The 19,003-nt window shown below is 53.2% G+C and carries 18 protein-coding genes and 1 pseudogene; 6 read left to right on the top strand and 13 right to left on the bottom strand.

The genetic code is table 11. From position 1 onward, the window contains the following. Positions 1–187 precede the first annotated feature (187 nt). From ACHZBS_RS21825 to ACHZBS_RS21795, 7 genes are all read right to left on the bottom strand, one after another. Complete coding sequence (locus ACHZBS_RS21825; RefSeq protein ID WP_319408614.1) at positions 188–517, bottom strand: PilZ domain-containing protein; 330 nt, start codon at positions 515–517, stop codon at positions 188–190. A 954-nt stretch (positions 518–1,471) separates the two neighbouring features. Then, positions 1,472–2,863, bottom strand: a complete 1,392-nt coding sequence (locus ACHZBS_RS21820; RefSeq protein WP_319408613.1) for an aminopeptidase P family protein — start codon at positions 2,861–2,863, stop codon at positions 1,472–1,474. A gap of 449 nt (positions 2,864–3,312) precedes the next feature. Next, complete coding sequence (locus ACHZBS_RS21815; protein WP_319408612.1) at positions 3,313–4,203, bottom strand: hypothetical protein; 891 nt, start codon at positions 4,201–4,203, stop codon at positions 3,313–3,315. Between the two features lie 59 nt (positions 4,204–4,262). Beyond that, the gene (locus ACHZBS_RS21810) at positions 4,263–4,616 is read right to left on the bottom strand and encodes a hypothetical protein (protein ID WP_319408611.1); all 354 of its coding nucleotides are present in this window, start codon (positions 4,614–4,616) and stop codon (positions 4,263–4,265) included. A 667-nt stretch (positions 4,617–5,283) separates the two neighbouring features. Beyond that, the gene (locus ACHZBS_RS21805) at positions 5,284–5,592 is read right to left on the bottom strand and encodes a DUF6794 domain-containing protein (RefSeq protein ID WP_319408610.1); all 309 of its coding nucleotides are present in this window, start codon (positions 5,590–5,592) and stop codon (positions 5,284–5,286) included. Between the two features lie 23 nt (positions 5,593–5,615). Further along, positions 5,616–5,885: a hypothetical protein gene (locus ACHZBS_RS21800; protein ID WP_319408609.1), complete on the bottom strand. Its 270-nt coding sequence runs from the start codon at positions 5,883–5,885 to the stop codon at positions 5,616–5,618. Between the two features lie 159 nt (positions 5,886–6,044). Then, positions 6,045–6,458: a DUF3617 family protein gene (locus ACHZBS_RS21795; RefSeq protein ID WP_319408608.1), complete on the bottom strand. Its 414-nt coding sequence runs from the start codon at positions 6,456–6,458 to the stop codon at positions 6,045–6,047. Positions 6,459–6,704: 246 nt separating this feature from the next. Here ACHZBS_RS21795 and ACHZBS_RS21790 point away from each other — a divergent pair, with 246 nt between their 5' ends. Then, a complete protein-coding gene (locus tag ACHZBS_RS21790; protein ID WP_319408607.1) occupies positions 6,705–6,893 on the top strand; it encodes a hypothetical protein in 189 nt (62 codons plus the stop codon). 26 nt (positions 6,894–6,919) lie between these two features. Here the strand turns inward: ACHZBS_RS21790 and ACHZBS_RS21785 are convergent, their stop codons facing one another. The 6 genes from ACHZBS_RS21785 to argJ form a co-directional block, all read right to left on the bottom strand. Beyond that, positions 6,920–8,230 carry a nucleotide sugar dehydrogenase gene (locus ACHZBS_RS21785; RefSeq protein WP_319408606.1) on the bottom strand — a complete coding sequence of 437 codons (1,311 nt, stop codon included), beginning with the start codon at positions 8,228–8,230 and terminating at the stop codon, positions 6,920–6,922. A gap of 164 nt (positions 8,231–8,394) precedes the next feature. Next, positions 8,395–9,270: a radical SAM protein gene (locus ACHZBS_RS21780; RefSeq protein ID WP_319408605.1), complete on the bottom strand. Its 876-nt coding sequence runs from the start codon at positions 9,268–9,270 to the stop codon at positions 8,395–8,397. A 57-nt stretch (positions 9,271–9,327) separates the two neighbouring features. Continuing rightward, a complete protein-coding gene (locus ACHZBS_RS21775) occupies positions 9,328–10,095 on the bottom strand; it encodes a pseudouridine synthase (protein ID WP_319408604.1) in 768 nt (255 codons plus the stop codon). Positions 10,096–10,152: 57 nt separating this feature from the next. Beyond that, on the bottom strand, positions 10,153–11,634 hold the full coding sequence (locus tag ACHZBS_RS21770; protein ID WP_319408603.1) for a DUF5666 domain-containing protein: 1,482 nt from the start codon (positions 11,632–11,634) through the stop codon (positions 10,153–10,155). A gap of 1 nt (position 11,635) precedes the next feature. Next, the gene (locus ACHZBS_RS21765; protein ID WP_319408602.1) at positions 11,636–12,466 is read right to left on the bottom strand and encodes a DUF6502 family protein; all 831 of its coding nucleotides are present in this window, start codon (positions 12,464–12,466) and stop codon (positions 11,636–11,638) included. A 982-nt stretch (positions 12,467–13,448) separates the two neighbouring features. Next, positions 13,449–14,633 (bottom strand): bifunctional glutamate N-acetyltransferase/amino-acid acetyltransferase ArgJ, encoded by a 1,185-nt coding sequence (argJ, locus tag ACHZBS_RS21760; protein ID WP_319408601.1) that lies wholly within the window; start codon positions 14,631–14,633, stop codon positions 13,449–13,451. 313 nt (positions 14,634–14,946) lie between these two features. Here argJ and ACHZBS_RS21755 point away from each other — a divergent pair. The 5 genes and pseudogenes from ACHZBS_RS21755 to ACHZBS_RS21735 all read left to right on the top strand — a co-directional run. Further along, positions 14,947–15,051 (top strand): annotated as a pseudogene (locus tag ACHZBS_RS21755) (dual CXXC motif small (seleno)protein); the annotation flags it as partial. 6 nt (positions 15,052–15,057) lie between these two features. Next, complete coding sequence (locus ACHZBS_RS21750) at positions 15,058–15,975, top strand: AEC family transporter (protein ID WP_319408600.1); 918 nt, start codon at positions 15,058–15,060, stop codon at positions 15,973–15,975. Between the two features lie 19 nt (positions 15,976–15,994). Continuing rightward, on the top strand, positions 15,995–16,747 hold the full coding sequence (gene truA / locus ACHZBS_RS21745) for a tRNA pseudouridine(38-40) synthase TruA (RefSeq protein ID WP_319408599.1): 753 nt from the start codon (positions 15,995–15,997) through the stop codon (positions 16,745–16,747). Between the two features lie 191 nt (positions 16,748–16,938). Next, the gene (locus ACHZBS_RS21740) at positions 16,939–18,501 is read left to right on the top strand and encodes a GAF domain-containing sensor histidine kinase (protein WP_319408598.1); all 1,563 of its coding nucleotides are present in this window, start codon (positions 16,939–16,941) and stop codon (positions 18,499–18,501) included. Beyond that, positions 18,501–18,962, top strand: a complete 462-nt coding sequence (locus ACHZBS_RS21735; protein WP_319408597.1) for a response regulator — start codon at positions 18,501–18,503, stop codon at positions 18,960–18,962. Before ACHZBS_RS21740 ends, ACHZBS_RS21735 begins: the two co-directional genes overlap by 1 nt. Positions 18,963–19,003 lie beyond the last annotated feature (41 nt).

The following is a 19,003-nucleotide window of genomic DNA, read 5'->3' as shown; positions in this document are numbered from 1 at the left end:
TATGAATCGTACACCCGAAAATCGCCGATCATCTTTTTTTTGGATACGAAGGGGGTGAAGGCAGGTCGGGTAATCCCGGAAATTCGGCGGAGTTCATAATGGAAGACAGCGTTTCTCTGGGGATTCGATACGATCTTATCGGATGCTTATGAACGCTCGGGAGTGCGTTTCGAAATAATGGTTCACATCAATAGGCCATCATATAAACGGCTCCCATTTCATGGATAGGTCTGCCCTCTCGATTGCCTTGCTGACACCATTTTATGGTAGCCACCCCCACTGATCGAAGTTGGCAATCGACATCGGCGGACACGTGCTGATAATTTTCCACAGAAGCACGGACAATGATGGTAGTACCGGGTTTCAATGGTCGGTTGCTGAAAAAACTGATGCCCTCCGCACTGAAATTGAGCAGGCCGGCCTCGAATTGCCTGGATTGGCTATCGGCCGACACCAGGGTGATCGGGCCTTCACCATCGTACCGCGCATACCTTCGTTTTTCTTGCAGTTGGGTCATTTTTTCTTTCCCGGCAGGTGCGGTCACAGCTCCCATACCCAACCATCCAATTCAAGCCTTTGGGTTCGTTTTTCGTCGAACAGTCATGCGTTATCCTACCCATCGAATGTTATTTTTTTATTAAAACGGACGACCGGCGGCGCTTTGGGTTGCATGGGCGGTGGAGAAATCGGCGCGGGCGGATTTCGGTCAATTACAAGGAGGCGCGGGAATCGAATGAATCCGGGAACTGAATGTCGATGCAATCATCTGAAAATATGCTACACCGCCGTTTGCTCGCGGGTCAAGTTCTTTCGAAACCGCCTTCAATTGCCCCTTGTAAATTGAAGCGCTATTCGGTATACTCATTTTATATACGAATAATTATCCTATTGCCAAGCAGATTGATGTGCCTTACCGGCTTCAATCACTGCAAATCGCAGTCTGAACAAGTTGTCCCGTCCTTTAAACGTTCCATTACATAGAACTGACTAACGTGCTCTTTTCTGAGTTCATCCCGAACCGACAAGGGCCATAACCCAATCCGGCGGCATGCTGACCGATGCCAGCGGTGTATCAGGCCTGCCACCAGTCTGAATCATGCCAAAACCCATTTTAATCGACGACATTCGAAAGCGGAAAAAATCACCGGATACAAAGGACCGTTGCGGGAAAGATAACGCCCCCCCACTATCTCCGTTTTCGTATATTATCCTGCTGGATGAAGACGATCAAGCCGCTGCATCCCCCCCGGCCAAAGACATATCCACGCATCGCCATTCCAAGGATCGATGAACTCGTAAAAAGCATTTCCGACGGCTTCGTAAAAAGTTCGAGATCGAGGCTTGCGAATCCGTAAGAAATGAGATGTACTTATGGTACGCCGCAGTTGACGGGGGATGAAGCGTGACGCAGATATCGGGCTTTTTACGAAACCGTCAAGGATTGATCCAGCCGTTTCCCGGTAGCACCACCTCAGGTGCTGCAGCAGGATTCAACGGCCGCCACGGTCTTTGGAATGGGCGGGCCCAAAACCGTCGCTCCGGTGGCAGTGACCCGCACATCATCTTCGATGCGTACGCCGCCAAAATCCAGAAAGGATTCCAGCTTATCGTAATCGATCTGATCGGCAAATCGGTTTTCGGCACGCCATTGTTGAACCAGCGGGGGAATGAAGTAAATGCCCGGTTCCACGGTCACCACAAAACCCGGATCCAGCGTTTTGGCCAGCCGAAGGCGGTTGAGGCCAAACCGCCTGTCCCGTTGGATCCTGTCCGTGTACCCCACATAATCTTCTCCGAGGCATTCCATATCGTGCACATCCAGACCGAGCATGTGCCCCAGGCCATGGGGGAAAAAAAGGGCATAGGCTCCGGTTTCGATGGCCTGGTCCACGTCTCCGCGCATCAACCCGAGGGTCTTGAGGTCTGACGAAAGTCGCCGGGCAGCGACCAGATGGACATCCTTGAAGGGAACGCCGGGCTTCATGGCGGCCATCGCATCCGCCTGCATCCCCTGCACGATTTCGTAAATATCTTTTTGCCGGCTGGTAAACCGGCCGCCTACCGGAATGGTGCGGGTCGTATCACTGGCATAGCCCATGGGCGATTCTGCCCCGCAGTCGCTGATCGCCAGATCACCCATCTTCATCCGGTTATCGTGGCAGTGGTTGTGCAACGTCTGGCCGTGAATGGAAAAAATGGTGGCGAACGGCGGTTTTCTACCGGACTGTCCGTAGGCAAGGCCTTCCATTGCTCCCACCACCTCTCGTTCGTATCGCCCCGGGGTGGCCATTCGCATGGCGACTCTCTGCATGGCACCATTGACCGCTACCGCCGCTTCGATCTGAGCCAACTCTTCATCGCTTTTGACCGAACGCTGGCGAATCACTGAACGAATCAGCGTTTCGGAGGCATCGCCGACAACGGCGCGTCGATCCAGGCTGCAAAGCTCGGCAATCAGCATCGTCTGCTCCATGCGGTACGGTGGCAAAAAATGAACCAGCCTGTTTTTTTTAATTGCCGAGCCAATCGTCTCATGCAATTCTGTCAATGGCAGTGACCGGTTGACACCGCCTCTCCTGCAGCGCTCCGACAAAGAAGGTTGCGATCCGGTCCAGATCACATCGTCCAGCGACAAGTCGTCGCCGAACACGGTTTCCGTATCGGCATCCACATCGATGACCGCAGCCAGCTTCGGCAGGTCAAGCCCCCAGAAATATAAAAAAGAACTGTCCTGTCGGAAAAAATAGCAGTTATCCGGGGCATTGATCGGACTTTCTCCATTTCCCAGGAACAGGATCAGCCCGGAATGGACATCCGTCTTGAGGCGTTGTCGTCTATTGCTGTAGACATCGGCAGAGAACATGGATGGGTCCTTATTTTTCAATTGCGGGGCCATTGTCTGCAACCCGAGTCAATACCCGCCACCGCCCTTGCTTTGCGCCGACAGCACTGACTGTGCAGTATGATGCCATTTTCCACGTGCCAATGGAGTTTCACGGCAATGAAGAACGGTGAGGCGATCAACGCGCGTGATCTTGTAGGAGACTGCCGGATCAAAAAGGACGGAGCAGTTCAAAAACTCATGACCTTAAAGGCCCCGGCAGGCATTGGCGAATCGGGTTGCGGGAAGACGGACCTGGTGCGACTGGTCACCATGCTCGAACGGCCCACGGCCGTCCAATTCGCAATCAACCGCATTGACGGGAACCCCACGGACAGAGCCATCCGAATGAAATTACGTAGACATGCCCAGATCATCTTTCAGGATCTTTATGGTTCGCTCGATCTCCGCTCCTGCTTTAATTATCCCTGTCAGCTTTTACGGTCAGCCGCACCCGCATACACCGGCATGAGGGTCTCAAAAAGGGTCGCCATATCGCTGGCGATGGTTTGTTTTTTTTCAATGACCGCATCCTTCTCCATCTGCTTTTCGATGCGCAGGTCTATGGGGCCCGACTTGCCGGCAGTTGTCAAAAAGGCACTCAAGGATTCAACGGGCGCATCCTTTTTCTCCGGACCACCAATCACCCATTTTTCTTTTTTTGCTTTCAACTTCCCGCTGAACCCCTGTTTGCCCAGATCGCACAAATAAAGGCCGTGGGATATGCACTGCTTATTGAGCCATGAATCGTTTTCCGGCCTGTCCAGCCAGGCCGTAAATGCATGCCAATCGCTTTTTTCGGTTCCGGATGGATCCGGTGCGGGGATGTTCACACCAAAAAAGAAGCCCTCATCTTCCACCCGGGCATAGAATTTTGCCTGAAGCTTCAGATCGTCCTGCTTCTGCCGAATGACATCCAGCCAGGCGACTTCAGGCTTGCGCAGCACGGCCCATGAGTTGAACTTGTACTGTTTGTTTTTTAACCGCAGGGCAACCGCACCGCCGAGTTGGCCGCGACCCCGCCATGTGGTTTTGGATACACTGTTGCTGAAGTCTGCATCTTCAAGGCCGTTAAAATGCTTTCCCCCTTTGGCCGTCGAGGCTTTTGCTTTTTTGGCCTTCTGGGCAACCTCGGTGATTTCCAGTTCTTTTTCGAATTGCATTCGTTCGATAATGCGCTTCTGCAGATCGATGGAGGTCGATATTTCCTCGCCATCTTCCCACCGGATATCCATGGAATCCCTTCGTATGGCGATGACCTCAAAGGTCCCTTTCATATTTTCATATTTTTCGCCGACTTCAAATTTAATCTCTTCTGTCATGCAGTTCTCCTTGTGGTAATATTACGCGAGGCACCATTGACCCCTAAGCCGCCGAATCATTAGTCCATGGGGACCTCGGCAACAAACAATTCGCAGTCGTCAAAAAAAAGCTCCACACAGCGGTCTTCATTCCCATTGGACAGATCGATCATTGACTCGGCAATTTTAGTGGCATAAGGCTCGATGGGGTAAAGGTTTGGGGTTCTTAATGTTTCCACCAGTTCATTACATCCCGCTTCAGCAGCTCTGGCGATCGTCTCTCCGTCGTAATCCTGGTCGCAAATGAGGTCAAAGTGGTCCTCGCGAAGCATGGATGAAGCCACCTTCTTGGTATCTTTATCAAGAACGGCAAATTCTTTGATATTAAAAGTTTTCTTCTTTTTCGACTTACAAATGCGGAATTTCTGTCTCATTGTCTTTCTCCAGATTTATCTTGTACCGGCCATGGTCGACGAAGTGCCAAGGTATCTCGCCACTGCGAAGCAGGGCAACCCCAGTTCCACTGGCCAGCCTGCCTCAAACCGGCAGGCATGGTCCATCCCCGGAAAATCCAGGGGTTTTTATTTTCAACACCGTTGACGCATCTACCATCCGCTTGTCCACACCGGCCCCATGCATGGGAGCCTTAACAGCCATGTATAGCGGTCAGAGAGTATAAACGTGCCGTATCGCAAACGAGTTGTCCGTTGCCATCTTCACGGCAGCCCGGAAGATGCGGCCCTGTTACGCGGGAGGGGGGTTGTCACAACCGATGAGCCGGCCCGGAAATGGTTCAACAAGGCGAATATTTTCATTAAGCCTATATGGAACCCAACCGTTTGTCAATTATCCTCCTTCCTTGTTTCTCCAACCGGATCGTGACCGATTCGCTGTCTGGAAAAAAATCTCGTGCAGGCTAGGTCAGGATCCATTCAGCAAATGGAAATAACTTATCCATCGCGGTCGACGGCGACTGGCTATGCAAAATTATAGGGAAGCGTTTGCGGATAATAAAGAGGGGGCCCCCTGGACGGGAATTGCCGGTTACATTCTTGGATGCCTTACCTGACAACCTGTCGAATGTTCTGAAGGAACCTAATTTTACTTGACGACCTTCAAGGTATGTCCGGCCAGCAGTCGTATTTGGAGTTGCTTCAAAATCACAAAGGATGCCTGTTCGGGAGTGATCGTTTTCACGGTTGCGGTGGACATGCATGATTTCATCAACGGATCGTTGCCCGGAAGGCGGAATTCACTTCGCAGGAAAATGCCGTAGGCATGGTGAAACCTGATCAGGGCCGCCTCGTTCATGTTGGCCAGACGGGTTTTGTCTGCAAACGTCATATCCTCCGCGAGTTTATCCACGGCTTTTTCCACGGTGGGTGGGAATTTATCCAGAAAATAGTTCATGGGTGTCGCCCAACGGAAACCAATCAGCCATCACAGGTAAAGGGATAGAAGTGAAAAAAACAATACCCGCCCGGATCACCGTACATCACCTCGGTTTCGATCATACAGGTTCCGATCATGTGTTTTGACGCTTGAGCATAGTCAGGCTGTTTTTCTTCCGCTTGCTTGCATGCCAGGCAAATGGGCTGGTGGTCGAAGACGGACAGAATCCGTTGGTCCCTGGCGGCCAGTTTCGCATTGCACCGGTTGCAGGCAACCGCGCATGCCAGATCGCGTTCCCACTGGTCTTTCATTGATTTTTCCCCTTTCACCGATTGTTTTCATCAAGAATCCGATCCAACTCCTATTAAAATAACGCCGGAATGGCCTTTTTCAATCCGCGTAACCCGATTGGCCCCATGGGAAACGGGTTACGCATCACCGCCATAATCCACCGGTTGGATCGATGCGGCTTACTGGCAGGGGCCGGTGCGCCTTCCGCTCATCTCGGTTACCATGATCATCCCCATGTGCTCCGTGGTCATCTCACCTTCGAACCGGTCACCGTGATAGGTTATCTTCCCCTTGCCCTTCATGTTGCCGGCCTGTTCATTGCATGTCACCGTCCAGGATACCGTACTGCCGACGGTCTTCATGTCGGAGACCTTGCAGCCGTCCTCTCCGGGCGAGTTGTTCTGGGGAACTGCATTATCCTTGGTGATGCACTGGGAAAAAGTCATCGGGGGAATCGTCATACCCTGCATTTTCACCTGAGAGGTGATTTCCCACATCCCGTCCTGCATATTCAGTTCTGAACCGGCGTAAACTGCGTTGCCGCAACCGAATAAGAGCCATAGAAAAATAAAGACCACGGGCCGCTTAGCCATTTTCAGTTCCTCCTTTCAAATCGGTTAGAAAAAATAAGGTGCCGTTTACCACACTGATATCTCCATGCAATCGAGTGCTACGGCGACATTCTTTTTTTATTCGAAATTCAGATGGAAGGCAATAATCTGTTTTTTTCGACACCGACGAAAAAAAAGAGAACCGCTGTGACCGGATCTGTCACAACCGGGTGATAATCTCTGTTCAACAATTCAACAAACTGATCAATCCTAAAAAGGAGGAAATCCATGAGAAAGCACGAACTCACCACCGATTATCACGACTATTTCGAGTATTTCGGAAACACCGAGATCGAGCGGATCAGACAGCGGGCCGGTCGAACCCTGAGACGGGACTGGATCATTTTCGACAGCGTCGAGGAGGCCATGGATTTTTTCAACAGCAAGTGCGGAGAATTCGTCGGGTATTACGCGTAGTCGACGCTCGGCCGGAAAAATAGAAATTACAATCGCCAGTAGGTGATGCCCGCCTTTCCGGCATCACCCGGATCGAAGGCGCTTTTCACATCCACGACCACGGACCGGCTTCCGCCGCACAATCCGGCAAGACTCACCAATCCCATTTCCTTATAGGGTTTGTGGGAAACGGCCACCACCAGCGCATCCACGCCCTTGAGCTGGTCCAGCGTCTTCAGGTCGACACCGTAATAAGTCTTGGCTTCGTCGGGATCCGCCAACGGATCGTGGACTACGACATCGATGCCGTAATCGGCCAATTCGGCGATGATGTCAACAACCCGGGTGTTGCGAAGGTCAGGAACGTCTTCTTTGAAGGTGATGCCGAGCACACCGACCCGGGTGCGGTTGATCTGTTTCCCCTCCTGGATCATCAGCTTGACGACCCGCTCGGCCACATATTTGCCCATGCCGTCGTTGATGCGCCGGCCGGCCAAAATCATCTCCGGATGGTAGCCGATGGATTCGGCCTTGAAGGTCAGGTAGTAAGGATCGACACCGATGCAGTGCCCGCCCACCAGGCCGGGTCTGAAAGGCAGAAAGTTCCATTTGGTCCCGGCCGCTTCCAGCACCGCCATGGTGTCGATTCCCATGATGTCGAAGATCATGGACAGTTCGTTCATCAGGGCGATATTCAGATCCCGCTGGGTGTTCTCGATGACCTTGGCCGCCTCGGCCACCTTGAGGGAGGGGGCCACGTGGATTCCGGCCCTGACTACGCTGCCGTATACCTTTTCCAGCAGTTGGGCCGTGGGGGCGTCAGACCCGGATACGATCTTCATGATCTTGTCCACGGTGTGCACCTTGTCCCCCGGGTTGATCCGTTCCGGGGAATAGCCCACGGTGAAATCCCTGCCGAAAACCAGTCCCGATTCCTTTTCGAGAATGGGCACGCAAACCTCTTCGGTGGCCCCGGGGTAAACGGTGGATTCGAATACCACACAGCTGCCTTTGGCCAGATGGCGTCCTGTGGATTCGGATGCGCTCCGCAGGGGTGTCAGATCCGGGATGCGGTACTGGTCGATGGGGGTAGGAACGGCGACAATGATCAGTCGGCAGTCGCCAAGGGCCTTGGGGTCATCCGTGTAGACGACCGCGGCCGCGGCCATTTCTTCATCGGAGACTTCCAGGGTGCGATCCCTGCCGGCGTTCAGTTCGGCGATTCGTCTGGATTTGAAATCGTAGCCCACCACATCGAAATACCGGGAAAGGTGAACGGCCAGGGGCAGCCCGACATAACCCAGGCCCACCACCGCTATCTTCTCTCGTCTCGCCGACAGCGCGTCAAATGTCAACATCAGCCACTTCTCCTTGTTTTCAACAGGTTCTTGGAACACGGGCAAACGCCCGTGTGTGTTTGACAGCTTACAATCGCACGCCACCATACATCATATCTAACCGGGATAAAAGAACAATAAGGAGAGTTAGTGGTGGTCGGGGCCTTCCGGGAATCACACCCCATCTACTGGTCGCCGATGAAAAAGGGCCTGAAATCCGATTCCGGTCTTTTGCGTGCTTCATCGATCTGGGCCAGCAGGCGGTTGCGGCAGTCGGGCAGACGGCCTTCAAGGTTGATGTAATTGGTGTAGTGATCGCTGGTCAACTGCGATGGTGCGTCCAGCAACCGGATCATCGTGGCCGCCTCTTTCAGCACCCCGTGAGGCCCCAGCATCTTGAAGACACCGCTCTCCACCATCTTGAGCAGCGGCGTATCGATCTTGGGCACGAAGGTCCGCAATCGGATAAAATCCGGGGCGATGCGGTTGAGCACATCGGCGGTCCGGGAGGCGTGCGGCAGGGTTCGATCCACACCGCCGATGCCCAGGACGACATACAGGCTCAGCTGAATGCCGGCAGCCAGGGTCCACTGCCCGGCTTCCACCTGCTGCCTGGCCGTGGAACCTTTCTTGATCAGCCTCAAGATCACGTCATCCCCGGACTCTAGTCCCACATGGATGCGGCTTAACCCCGCACCGGCCAGGCGCTTCATTTCGTCAGGGCCCTTTTTATGGATGTACTGGCTGGAGCCGTATACGGTGATGCGCTCCAGATGCGGAAAGATTTGATGGGCATGGGAACAGATGCGGCACAGGGCATCGGTCTGCATGGCGATGGTGTTGCCCGCCGGAAAAAAGAGCGTGCGAATACCGCTGCCGTGAAGCGTCCGGGCTTGGTCCAGATCGGCGATAATATCCGCCGCCGGCCGCTCACGGTATGGAGGGCCCTTTTTGTAAACCATGCAGAAGGTGCAGCGGTTGTGGGGGCAGCCGATGGTGGCCTGAACCAGCAGCGAGTTGGCTTCACTGGGGGGACGATAGATGGGGCCTTCGTAGTGCAATGGACAACGCCTTGGACAAGTGGACGGAAATCGACAAATTACATACACCACGCTTGGTTATTGTGGTTTATTTGAAATTTGTCCTTTGTTTTTTTGCTTTTGCCGATCTTTCGATGCTTTCAGCTGGAGCCGTTCCAACAGCCCCCGCCTCTCCTCCGGACGCAAATGCCGCCAGGAGCCTTTGGCGAGGTCGCCCAGCATTAAATCGGCCACGCGGATTCGGTGCAGACGGACGACCCGGTTGCCCACCTTTTTCACCATCCTCCGGATCTGCCGGTTTTTGCCCTCCATCAGCACGATGCGGAAGCGATTGCCGGAAAGGCGGACAATGCGGGCCGGCCGGGTCATGACACCGGACAACGGCATTCCTTTTTCCATGGCTGCCAGGGCCTGGTCGTCAAGTGGCCACCGTACCGTCACCTCGTACTCTTTTTCATGATCGAAGGAGGGGTGGGAGAGGCGGTGGTGGATGCGGCCATCGTTGGTCATCAGCAGCAGGCCGGTAGAATCCTTATCCAGCCGTCCCACCGGAAAAAGCCGTTCGGGCAGGTCCACCAGGTCCGTCACCACCGGCTCGCCCCGGTGCTCGCAGCTGGCCACGACCCCTTCGGGTTTGTTGAGCATCACATAGACCTGCCGATCCGGCCTTCCCACCGGCACGCCCTTGAGATGCACCACGTCGGTCCCGGGGTCCACTTTGGTTCCGAGGGTGGAAACCACCCTCCCGTTGACGGACACGTCACCGGCAAGGATGTGCGCCTCCCCCTTACGACGCGAACACACCCCGGCTTCGGATAGGAATTTTTGCAGACGAACCAATGCCATGGCTGGAGATGCAGCCTTTCGGAACGCTAATCGACGTTGATCAAGATCAATATTCGTTTAATCGGCAGTAATGTTTTGCCACACGACCTCTTCGTTAATGTCCAGTTGCCCTTTTGCCGAAACAAAGACAGGATCGCCAGCGGTGATCAGATCGATAAAGTCTTCGCGGGTTACACTCACCCCTTCCGGTGATTCAAAGCTGTCATCGGGGATCAACGCCAGGTTGACCGGGTGACCGAGGATGGTAGCGATCGGATCTGAATAACTTTCCAATGGTCCTTGCAGTTTAACTGTGTCGTTCAGACCACTTTTAACGATGATGTGAACAGCTGTCAAAGTGTCTGGAAGTATTTGTCGTCCTATTATTTTAACATAATCTGCGGATGTGATAGCGGCTGTCGTACCAACATCCCCGGTGACCTTGGTTGTTCCGTCCACGTACTGAATGGTGATGTCTTGTAAACCCACAAGGATTATTTCCGATTGAGCCACGTCATTCGCCTTGACGTTGGCTTCCACTTTTACGTCATCCCTGAAAATTATCTTTTCGACATAGATCATTCCGCCAATCAGTTCACCTTCAATCTCCACAAGAACACCGATGTCGATATCAGAAAAATCACCGCCGCTGTAAACGGTCTGTGCATCTAAAAAGGATGTCACCCCATCCAATAGGATCTCCGTATCCGAAACTTTTTCAGAAATGATGCCTTCGAGTTCAATATTTGGGGAATCATCAGCACCCAGAATATCAACGCGCCCAATCGTATCCGCAACCAGTGTAGAGTGGTCTGCGGAAAGATCCCCGGTCACCTCGACCACCAGATCAGGTGATAGTTGATCGATGTCGATTAGATTAGCGTATCGGTAATCGATGACGAGGCCATGGATCTCGAATTGTTTATTTATTGTATTTAAATTAATTATTTCCCCTTTTATATTCGCCTTGGCCGTGATGTAGCTATCGGTCACGAATGTGGCACGAATTCGTCCATCAACATCCTCGAAACCACTGACCTGAACCCAATCCCCCACTTCCAATGAATTAATGCCATGACCGCCGATTTGGGTGGTGTCTTGAAGAATAATTTCCTTACCCAACACGGTAAGTGCTACCGGTAAGGAATCAATCCACCGGACCGATTCAACCGGGCCCCTGATATCATCGTTGAAATAGACTTTGCGAGCCGTGCCGTTCTGGGAATCCTCGATTTCACCCTCGACCCGCACAACCATTCCTTTTGCAAGCTGCTCTGAGACCGTCATGTCGCCAAAGCCCTTGCTCTGGCCTTCAACGAAGATTTCCGCATTGCTGGTATCGTATCGTACACCATTGACATATATGCTTCCGAAGTCGGAGACAGAGCCGACACTAATGCCCGTTCCTCCCGTGCCGCCGCCATCGATACCTGACCCTCCCGAGCCGCCACCGGTATAGGCCAGATCGCCAACCACCTCGCCTCCGCAGGCAAATATTACGGCAGCGGCAAGAATCAGGGAAAACCCCACCCCCCCTGAGTTTTTAAATGACCGTCCCATCTCAATCCTCTTCGTCAAATGGCTTTTCGAAATAGTAGATTCCGATGCCGGCGACATTGCGCCCTGTCCCCTCGATCTCAGGATTATTGTCCCGATCGTTAATTGCGAGATACCTGTCCATACTGTCTAAGAGTTTTTGGGCGTTATGTCCGGACATCTTTCTGAAGTCGGCCAGCACCTCGTCAGGCAGGTTGTCATAGTAAACTTTGCGCTGGAAAAAAGGCTCTTTCTTATCCGGGTCGATATTGTGGTCAATAGTTGAAATCAGAAACCCGACATCGGTGCCCAATATATGAAATTTTATCGCTTCGTCAGCCGTTGGCATGAAAGCTTCCTGAACCAGCCGGACCCGGTTGCTTGATTCCAGCTTGAGAGTACCGAGGCGGATTAATTCATCCAGAACCGCCCGAGGCGGCATGTCCCCACTAAAACGTTTGACCAGCGTTTCGAATGTCGCGCCTTCGCCGATGATCGGGATGATAAGTGGCTGTCCCTGGTCATCCACGTACTCATTGTCCCTTCGCCACCCGGATATCACTCGAGCGGCCCGGTTGTACTGTTCCTTCTGGAGTCGCGTCGTCGGCCGGTCTAATTCCGATAAACGTTTAACCTCTTTACGTGAAAAGCCTGTTATGACGGAAATCCGGGATTGGGTCTGCTTCCTGCCTTCGATGATGAACTCTTTGTAGGCGACATCATAAAATACCCATTTCAACAGAGACGTGAAGGTCCCGTAGGAGATTCCCTTTTTAAGTGACAATCTTACAAGCGGGCGCAAAAGCCTCAATATGGCACCGTAGAGCACATGTAACGAGCCATTATCTTTAGCCATCGGTGTAACTCTCCGCTTTCAGTTGCCAATAAACGAACAGGCGCATCACCGGCAGGAACAAGGGTATCCGGTTCTTATTTACACAAGAGCAACATACCGGCTTTCATCAACAGTACGCAAGTTTTTAGCCAACTTCTCGGAAATGTCGATTTTCGACAATGTCTGGGCTTCCATTGGAGTGCCTGCCTGAAAAAATAGATAGTAAAATCTAGTTTTTTCAAGAAATTGAGCCCTAACCGTTCCCCTGGAACTAAGCGGTATCCTGATATTCCAATACGACCACGGACAGTTTCTTTTTTCTTAGGATCAACCTGAATATAGGAAATATTTTTTATACTTTCCAACGAATATTTCACATCCATAATCAATTCGAAAATCCAGTCCTTTGAAAAAGTTCATTCCCAATGACCCCAGACAGGGTGTTTGAGGCCTGCACGCTGAATAACGCCGGCCTGAAGGCCCTTTTTAGTTCGGCCCCACATCCACAACCACCGATTTAACGATTTCACCGTCGAGGAACTTACCTCCGGCTATCCTCAGTTTATCATCTACGCCTTGATTCTTTCTTATCTCTTGAAAGAGCGGAATAAAGAAATCCAGAGGAATGCTGAACTGTCGGTAAGGCTTATCAAGCCCTTGCTTTCAGCAATGCCGTTTAAAAATCAGTCAAAGGCCTCAGATCCGGTGGTATCCGCGAATTTTTTTCTGAATAAATCGCAAAAAGGGCTTCGTCAGCGGGCATGGATGGATCGAGACTGGTTGAAAAACCACGGTCATTTTAATGGGGATCTCTAATATAGCCCCATGGGTCAGGTTCATACAATCCCCCCCCGGTCCAGGGGCGCGATCCATGGGTTGGGTTCAGCAATTATTCCGCCGATAGGATCTTGCGCCCCCGAAACCATCCGTGTGGAACCGACTGGGAGTCCTTCTTGTTGGCCAAGTTGCCGCGCGGAGCGGACACCACCGGACGCTAAAATGATTAGGACCGATAATCGGCGTTGATCTTCACATAGTCCAGGGAAAAGTCACAGGTCAGCATCGTCGCCGCCCCCTCCCCCAGATTCAGATCCAAGGTTACTGAGAATTCCGGTTTTCTGAGAACTTTGGTGGCCTTTTCTTCGGCGTCCGGACCGCAGCCCATTCCGTTTTTAACCATCTGCACATCATCGAAATAAAGATCCAGCCGTTCCGGATCTAAAAATACACCGGCCCGGCCGGCCGCCGCGATGATGCGTCCCCAGTTGGCATCCTCCCCGAAGAAAGCCGTCTTGACCAGCGGCGAGTGGGCGATGGTATCGGCAATGGCCCGGGCATCGGGGTCTGAACGGGCCCCGCGCACGGTCAGGTCGACCACCTTGGTGACGCCCTCGCCGTCCTTGACCATCTGCCGGGCCAGATCCATGCACAGGTCCTCCAACAGCTTCTGGAAAGCGGCTTTATCGGTTTCCGCTTCAATCCCGGCCCCGGAGGCGCCGTTGGCCATGATAATCACCGTATCGTTGGTGCTGGAATCTCCGTCGATGGTGATCCGGTTGAAAGACAGGTCCACCGACCGCTTCAGGGCCGTCTGGAGATCGGAAACGGGTATGGCGGCATCCGTACAGATAAAGCAGAGCATGGTGGCCATATCCGGCCGGATCATGCCGGCGCCCTTGGCCACGGCGACGATGCGGTAGGCGACGCCGTCCACCGCACCTTGACGGGCCCCTGTTTTGGGCCGGGTGTCGGTGGTCATGATGGCGCGGGCCAGATCAGGGATTCCACCTGGATCCAGTTTTTCAACCAGATCCGGCACGGCCGATTCCACCATCTCGATGGGAAACGGGGCACCGATGACGCCGGTGGAAGCCACCAGCACGTGATCTTCAGGTACGTTCAAGGCCCGGGCAACTGCAGCGCTCATGGCTCGGGCAGCAACCCGGCCATGCCGGCCATTGGCGCAGTTGGCATTCCCCGCATTGACGATCACGGCCCGGGCCGTACCGGATTTGATCCGCTCCCGGTCCAGTTGAACGGGTGCCGCCTGCACGAGGTTTTTGGTAAACACCGCCGCCGCCCGGGCCGGCCGGTCGGATACGAGCAATCCCAGATCGCGGTTGCCGTTTTTTTTGATGCCGGCAGCCATTCCGCAGGCCGTGAACCCTTTACAGGTCAATGGAACCATAGCATTATCCTTTTTGGATCATATTCAGTAATTGCCTTTACCAAGGGTGTGCTGAGTTCCCTGAGCCCCCGACGTCTCGAACTCTTTGTTTTCCATCGCTCAATTTCAGTCCGTTGTCAATCAACACCCCTTGCAAACCGCCGCCGTATGGCATAGAACTCGCCTGTTTGCAAGATACGACCATATTTTATTAACCCTTTGGGAAAGAGCCGTTTTCGATTAACTGAGGAGTAATCCAACGATGGAAAAACCCATATGCGAGCATTGCGAAAGCCCCCTGGAACTGAAACGGACATGACGCTCGGTCGTTTTTTGCTGCACGGGCTGCGGCACGGAACACCCACTGGCCAGATACATCCATCTGATGGACGAAGCCATGGAGCAGCAGTTGGCCGGTTTGCGCTGTGACAGGATATAAACCACTATGATGATCCTCAACAACCTGTTCCCCGTATTCGCACTGATCGGCCTGGGATCGCTTCTCAAAAACATCCACCTGACCGGTGAGCATTTTCTCAGGTCCTCTGACCGTCTGGTCTACTTCATCTTCTTCCCGGCCATGCTCTTCTGGAAGATCGGCTCGGCACCCTCGGTGGACAACGGCGCCACTGACCTGATCGCTGCCGCCATCTGCGCCGTGGCCGCCATCTACCTGGTCAGCGCCGTCTGCCTGAAACTGTTCAAGGTCTCGCATTTTGCCGCTGGCTCCTTTTCACAGAGCTGCTACCGGTTCAACACCTACGTGGGAATGGCCGTGATCATGAATGCTTTGGGCGAAACGGGCGTGTCGCGATTCGGCATTCTCATCGGCTTCATCATTCCCATCATCAACGTGCTGGCCGTTTCCACCCTGATCTGGTATTCCGGCCAGACCCTACACGCCCGTGAACGGCTGCGCATCACCCTGCGCGCCCTGATTTCCAACCCGCTGATCATCGGCTGCCTGGCCGGCATGGCCTATTCCCGGCTCGTCGGCGAATTCCCGGTTTTTCTGGACAACACCTTTCGTCTGGCCGCCATGGTGGCCCTGCCCCTGGCCCTGCTCTCCATCGGCGGTACCTTGACCCTGAAGAACCTCAAAACCCACATGGGTCAGGCATTTTTGGGATCCGCCATCAAGCTGTTGATGCTGCCGGCCGTCGGCTGGTTTTTTCTCAACGCCTTTGACGCCTCGCCCCTCTCCTTCCAGGTGGGCATGCTCTTTTTCGCCCTGCCCGCTTCGCCGGCCATCATCGTGCTCTCTTCCCAGCTCAACAGCAACACGGAATTAGCCTCCGCAGCCATCGTCCTGTCCACGCTGCTGTCTTTCTTCTCCATGAGCGCCGTGCTACTGTCATTCTAACGCACAGGAGAATGAACCGTTGACTGAATCCTCCCCAAAAACATTCAAACTGATCATCGAATACGACGGTTCGGGATTCCATGGCTGGCAGCGGCAGAAAAATGACCGCACGGTTCAGGAAACCATCGAAAACGCCCTCGCCGTCATGACCCGGGAACCAGTAACCGTCATCGGCTCGGGCCGCACCGACGCCGGCGTTCACGCCCTGGCCCAGGTGGCCGGTTTTAAAACCCGGTCCCGTTTGGATGCCGAGGCTTTTTTCAACGGCCTTAACAGTCTTCTGCCCGGTGATGTGGTGATCCGCGCATGTAAGCAGATGCCCGACAACTTCCACGCCCGCTTTGATGTGGCGTCCAAACGCTACCGCTACCATATCCTCAACCGGCCCATCGCAACGGCCATCGGCCGGCAGTTCGTCTGGCACATCCGCAGACCGCTGGACATGGCGGCGATGGCGAAAGCCGCGGGCAGTTTGCTTGGCACGCATGATTTCAAGGCTTTTGAGGGAACCGGCAGCCCCAGAGACCACACCGTCCGTACCGTAACCGATTCGACCGTAAAAGAAACCGGCGGCGGCAACCTGACCTATGATATCGAAGCCAACGGATTTTTGCGCTTCATGGTGAGAAACATCGTGGGGACGCTGGTGGAAGTGGGGTTGGGTAAAATCGATCCTCAAGCACTGCCGACCATTCTGCTGTCGAAAGACCGCTCACAGGCTGGCGCCACGGCCCCTCCCCAAGGCCTCTTCTTGGTTGACGTGGCTTATTAGGACCGGTTGAACCGGGAAATTTCATGCCTGCTTCCGGATACCCCTGATTCGACCTGATTCGACCTTGACACCGGTTACATGCCTGGATTAATATAATTTTATCTTTCCGAATCTAAATAGTAATTTTATATACTCGATTTTATTCAACATTGATTGATATCACGCGAATCCCTGTGGTACCGGGTACACCTGTGCCAAAACACCTTCCCATAACCCGAAGGACAACACGCCGGCTTGCGGACAGGCATCTTCAAGAACGGCTCGATAAATACTCACGCCTGATCCAAGCCGGGCAGGTCATTACTTCCGAATTGAATTTCGACGCGCTGTTTGACGTCATCTCCGGCCAGGTCGGCAGCATACTGAATGTCGAAAAATGCTCGATTTTTCTGATCGATGAAAATAAACACAACCTCTGCCCTTTCGTATCTGCAGACTTGGACGCCGATCAATTTCAATTTCCAAAGGATCAGGGCATCGCCGGATGGGTATTCTGCAACCAGCGCCCTCAGATCGTAAACAACGTCTATAAAGACCCGCGGTTCCTTAAAGATGTCGACAAAAAAACAGGCTTTCGAACGGTCAATTTACTCTGCGTTCCCCTGATCGTACATGGCAGCGGCTGCATCGGCACCATGCAGGTGCTCAACAAAAGAGAGAGCGACTTCACCGAAGAAGATGCAGACATCCTGACCTACATCGCCAGTTATGTGGCGGTCGCCCTCGACAATTCATCCCTCTACGAAGAGTTGAAGGCGACCGACAGGGTCAGGCAGAAGGTGGTCAACCACCTGGCGCATGAACTGAAAACCCCTTTGGCGATCCTGACTGCCGTGATGTCGCGATTCGCCGACACGGCGCATGATCGGGATCTGATTCACATGGTAAAGATCATTGAGCGGGGTCAACGCAGCATTGACCGGCTTAACCAGATTCAAGAGAAGGTGGAAGACATCGTCGGCAGAAAACGCATCGATCACGAGAAACAGTACATTCATATTTTCGAGGACCTTATCAGCCTGATTGAAGAAACCGGCGAGGATCCGGCTGTCCCTTGCGGTCCACTGGCCGCATCGGTCATCGATCGCATCAAATCTATTTTTGGATTCGAAGAAGAGAAAATCGAAACCATCCGGGCCGACCTCTTCCTGAAGGACATTCACTACGATGCAGTTGAAGCCATCCATGAGCGGGACCTGGATATCTCACTGGAGATGGAAGAAAACCTCTATATCAAAATGGATAAAACGATCCTGAAAAAGATATGTGGGGGATTATTGAAAAACGCCATTGAAAACACCCCTGATGAAGGCCGGATAGAATTGACTGCGGGTTCAGGAACTGAAGAGGTGTTCCTACGGTTTCAGGACCACGGCGTAGGCATTACCGCCGAAAACAAAAAGAACATCTTCAAGGGCTTCTTTCACACCCAGCCGACCCAGCATTATTCATCCAAAACGCCCTATGCCTTCAACGCGGGTGGCACGGGAACCGACCTTCTGCGATTGAAGACCTATTCGGAACGGTTCGGATTTAAAATTGATTTTTCAAGTGAGCGCTGCCGCTTCCTTCCCGGAGAGGGGGACACCTGCCCCGGACGGATGTCGTTGTGCAGGCATATCCATGGGGCCTGTGATTGCATCTGCCCGGGAGGCAGTACCTTCACGGTCTGTTTTCCCGATACCGGGCGCTTGACCGGCAACCCCCATCAAGCAGCGTCAACAACGATGAGAGAGAAAGTGATGGCTCATTGATGGATAAAACAGGCCTGCTGAAAGACAAAAAGATATTAGCCGTCGACGATGAACCCGACATTCTGGAATCCATTGAAGAAGCATTGGATGGCTGTGATGTCGATACCGCAGGTGATTTTGATTCTGCGGCGGAACTGCTCCATTCGAAAGTCTACGATGTTGCCGTGCTGGATATCATGGGCGTCCGGGGCTATGACCTGCTGAAAATGGCAAAAGAAAAAAAGGTTCGCGCAGTGATGCTCACCAACCATGCACTCAGCCCCGACGATTTCGCCAAATCAATGAGGGGCGGTGCCGATGCGTACTTACCCAAAAACAGACTTTCCGAGATCGATGTTTTTCTGGAGGACGTGTTGAGAGATGATTGTCAACAACCCGGGGCACTCGGCATGTGGTTTGATCGTCTCAAGGGATACTATGAAAAGCGATTCGGACCCGGCTGGCGGGTCAGCGTCGATTAGCAGGGTGTTGAAAACGTCATGAACGCAGGCAAGACAAGGCA

The sequence above is a fragment of the uncultured Desulfosarcina sp. genome (assembly GCF_963664155.2).
GTDB lineage: Bacteria > Desulfobacterota > Desulfobacteria > Desulfobacterales > Desulfosarcinaceae > Desulfosarcina.
The sequence above is the reverse complement of the archived record's forward strand: the minus strand, read 5'-3'. Positions and strand labels throughout refer to the sequence as shown.

Bases quoted from the DNA above. Each gene is read 5' to 3' on its own strand.
- ACHZBS_RS21770 (WP_319408603.1), bottom strand. From the start codon at position 11,634: ATGGGACGGTCATTTAAAAACTCAGGGGGGGTGGGGTTTTCCCTGATT.
- ACHZBS_RS21785 (WP_319408606.1), bottom strand. From the start codon at position 8,230: ATGTTGACATTTGACGCGCTGTCGGCGAGACGAGAGAAGATAGCGGTG.
- ACHZBS_RS21750 (WP_319408600.1), top strand. From the start codon at position 15,058: ATGATGATCCTCAACAACCTGTTCCCCGTATTCGCACTGATCGGCCTG.
- ACHZBS_RS21805 (WP_319408610.1), bottom strand. From the start codon at position 5,592: ATGAACTATTTTCTGGATAAATTCCCACCCACCGTGGAAAAAGCCGTG.
- ACHZBS_RS21765 (WP_319408602.1), bottom strand. From the start codon at position 12,466: ATGGCTAAAGATAATGGCTCGTTACATGTGCTCTACGGTGCCATATTG.
- ACHZBS_RS21795 (WP_319408608.1), bottom strand. From the start codon at position 6,458: ATGGCTAAGCGGCCCGTGGTCTTTATTTTTCTATGGCTCTTATTCGGT.
- ACHZBS_RS21815 (WP_319408612.1), bottom strand. From the start codon at position 4,203: ATGACAGAAGAGATTAAATTTGAAGTCGGCGAAAAATATGAAAATATG.
- ACHZBS_RS21775 (WP_319408604.1), bottom strand. From the start codon at position 10,095: ATGGCATTGGTTCGTCTGCAAAAATTCCTATCCGAAGCCGGGGTGTGT.
- argJ (WP_319408601.1), bottom strand. From the start codon at position 14,633: ATGGTTCCATTGACCTGTAAAGGGTTCACGGCCTGCGGAATGGCTGCC.
- ACHZBS_RS21800 (WP_319408609.1), bottom strand. From the start codon at position 5,885: ATGAAAGACCAGTGGGAACGCGATCTGGCATGCGCGGTTGCCTGCAAC.
- ACHZBS_RS21735 (WP_319408597.1), top strand. From the start codon at position 18,501: ATGGATAAAACAGGCCTGCTGAAAGACAAAAAGATATTAGCCGTCGAC.
- ACHZBS_RS21820 (WP_319408613.1), bottom strand. From the start codon at position 2,863: ATGTTCTCTGCCGATGTCTACAGCAATAGACGACAACGCCTCAAGACG.
- ACHZBS_RS21810 (WP_319408611.1), bottom strand. From the start codon at position 4,616: ATGAGACAGAAATTCCGCATTTGTAAGTCGAAAAAGAAGAAAACTTTT.
- ACHZBS_RS21790 (WP_319408607.1), top strand. From the start codon at position 6,705: ATGAGAAAGCACGAACTCACCACCGATTATCACGACTATTTCGAGTAT.
- ACHZBS_RS21825 (WP_319408614.1), bottom strand. From the start codon at position 517: ATGACCCAACTGCAAGAAAAACGAAGGTATGCGCGGTACGATGGTGAA.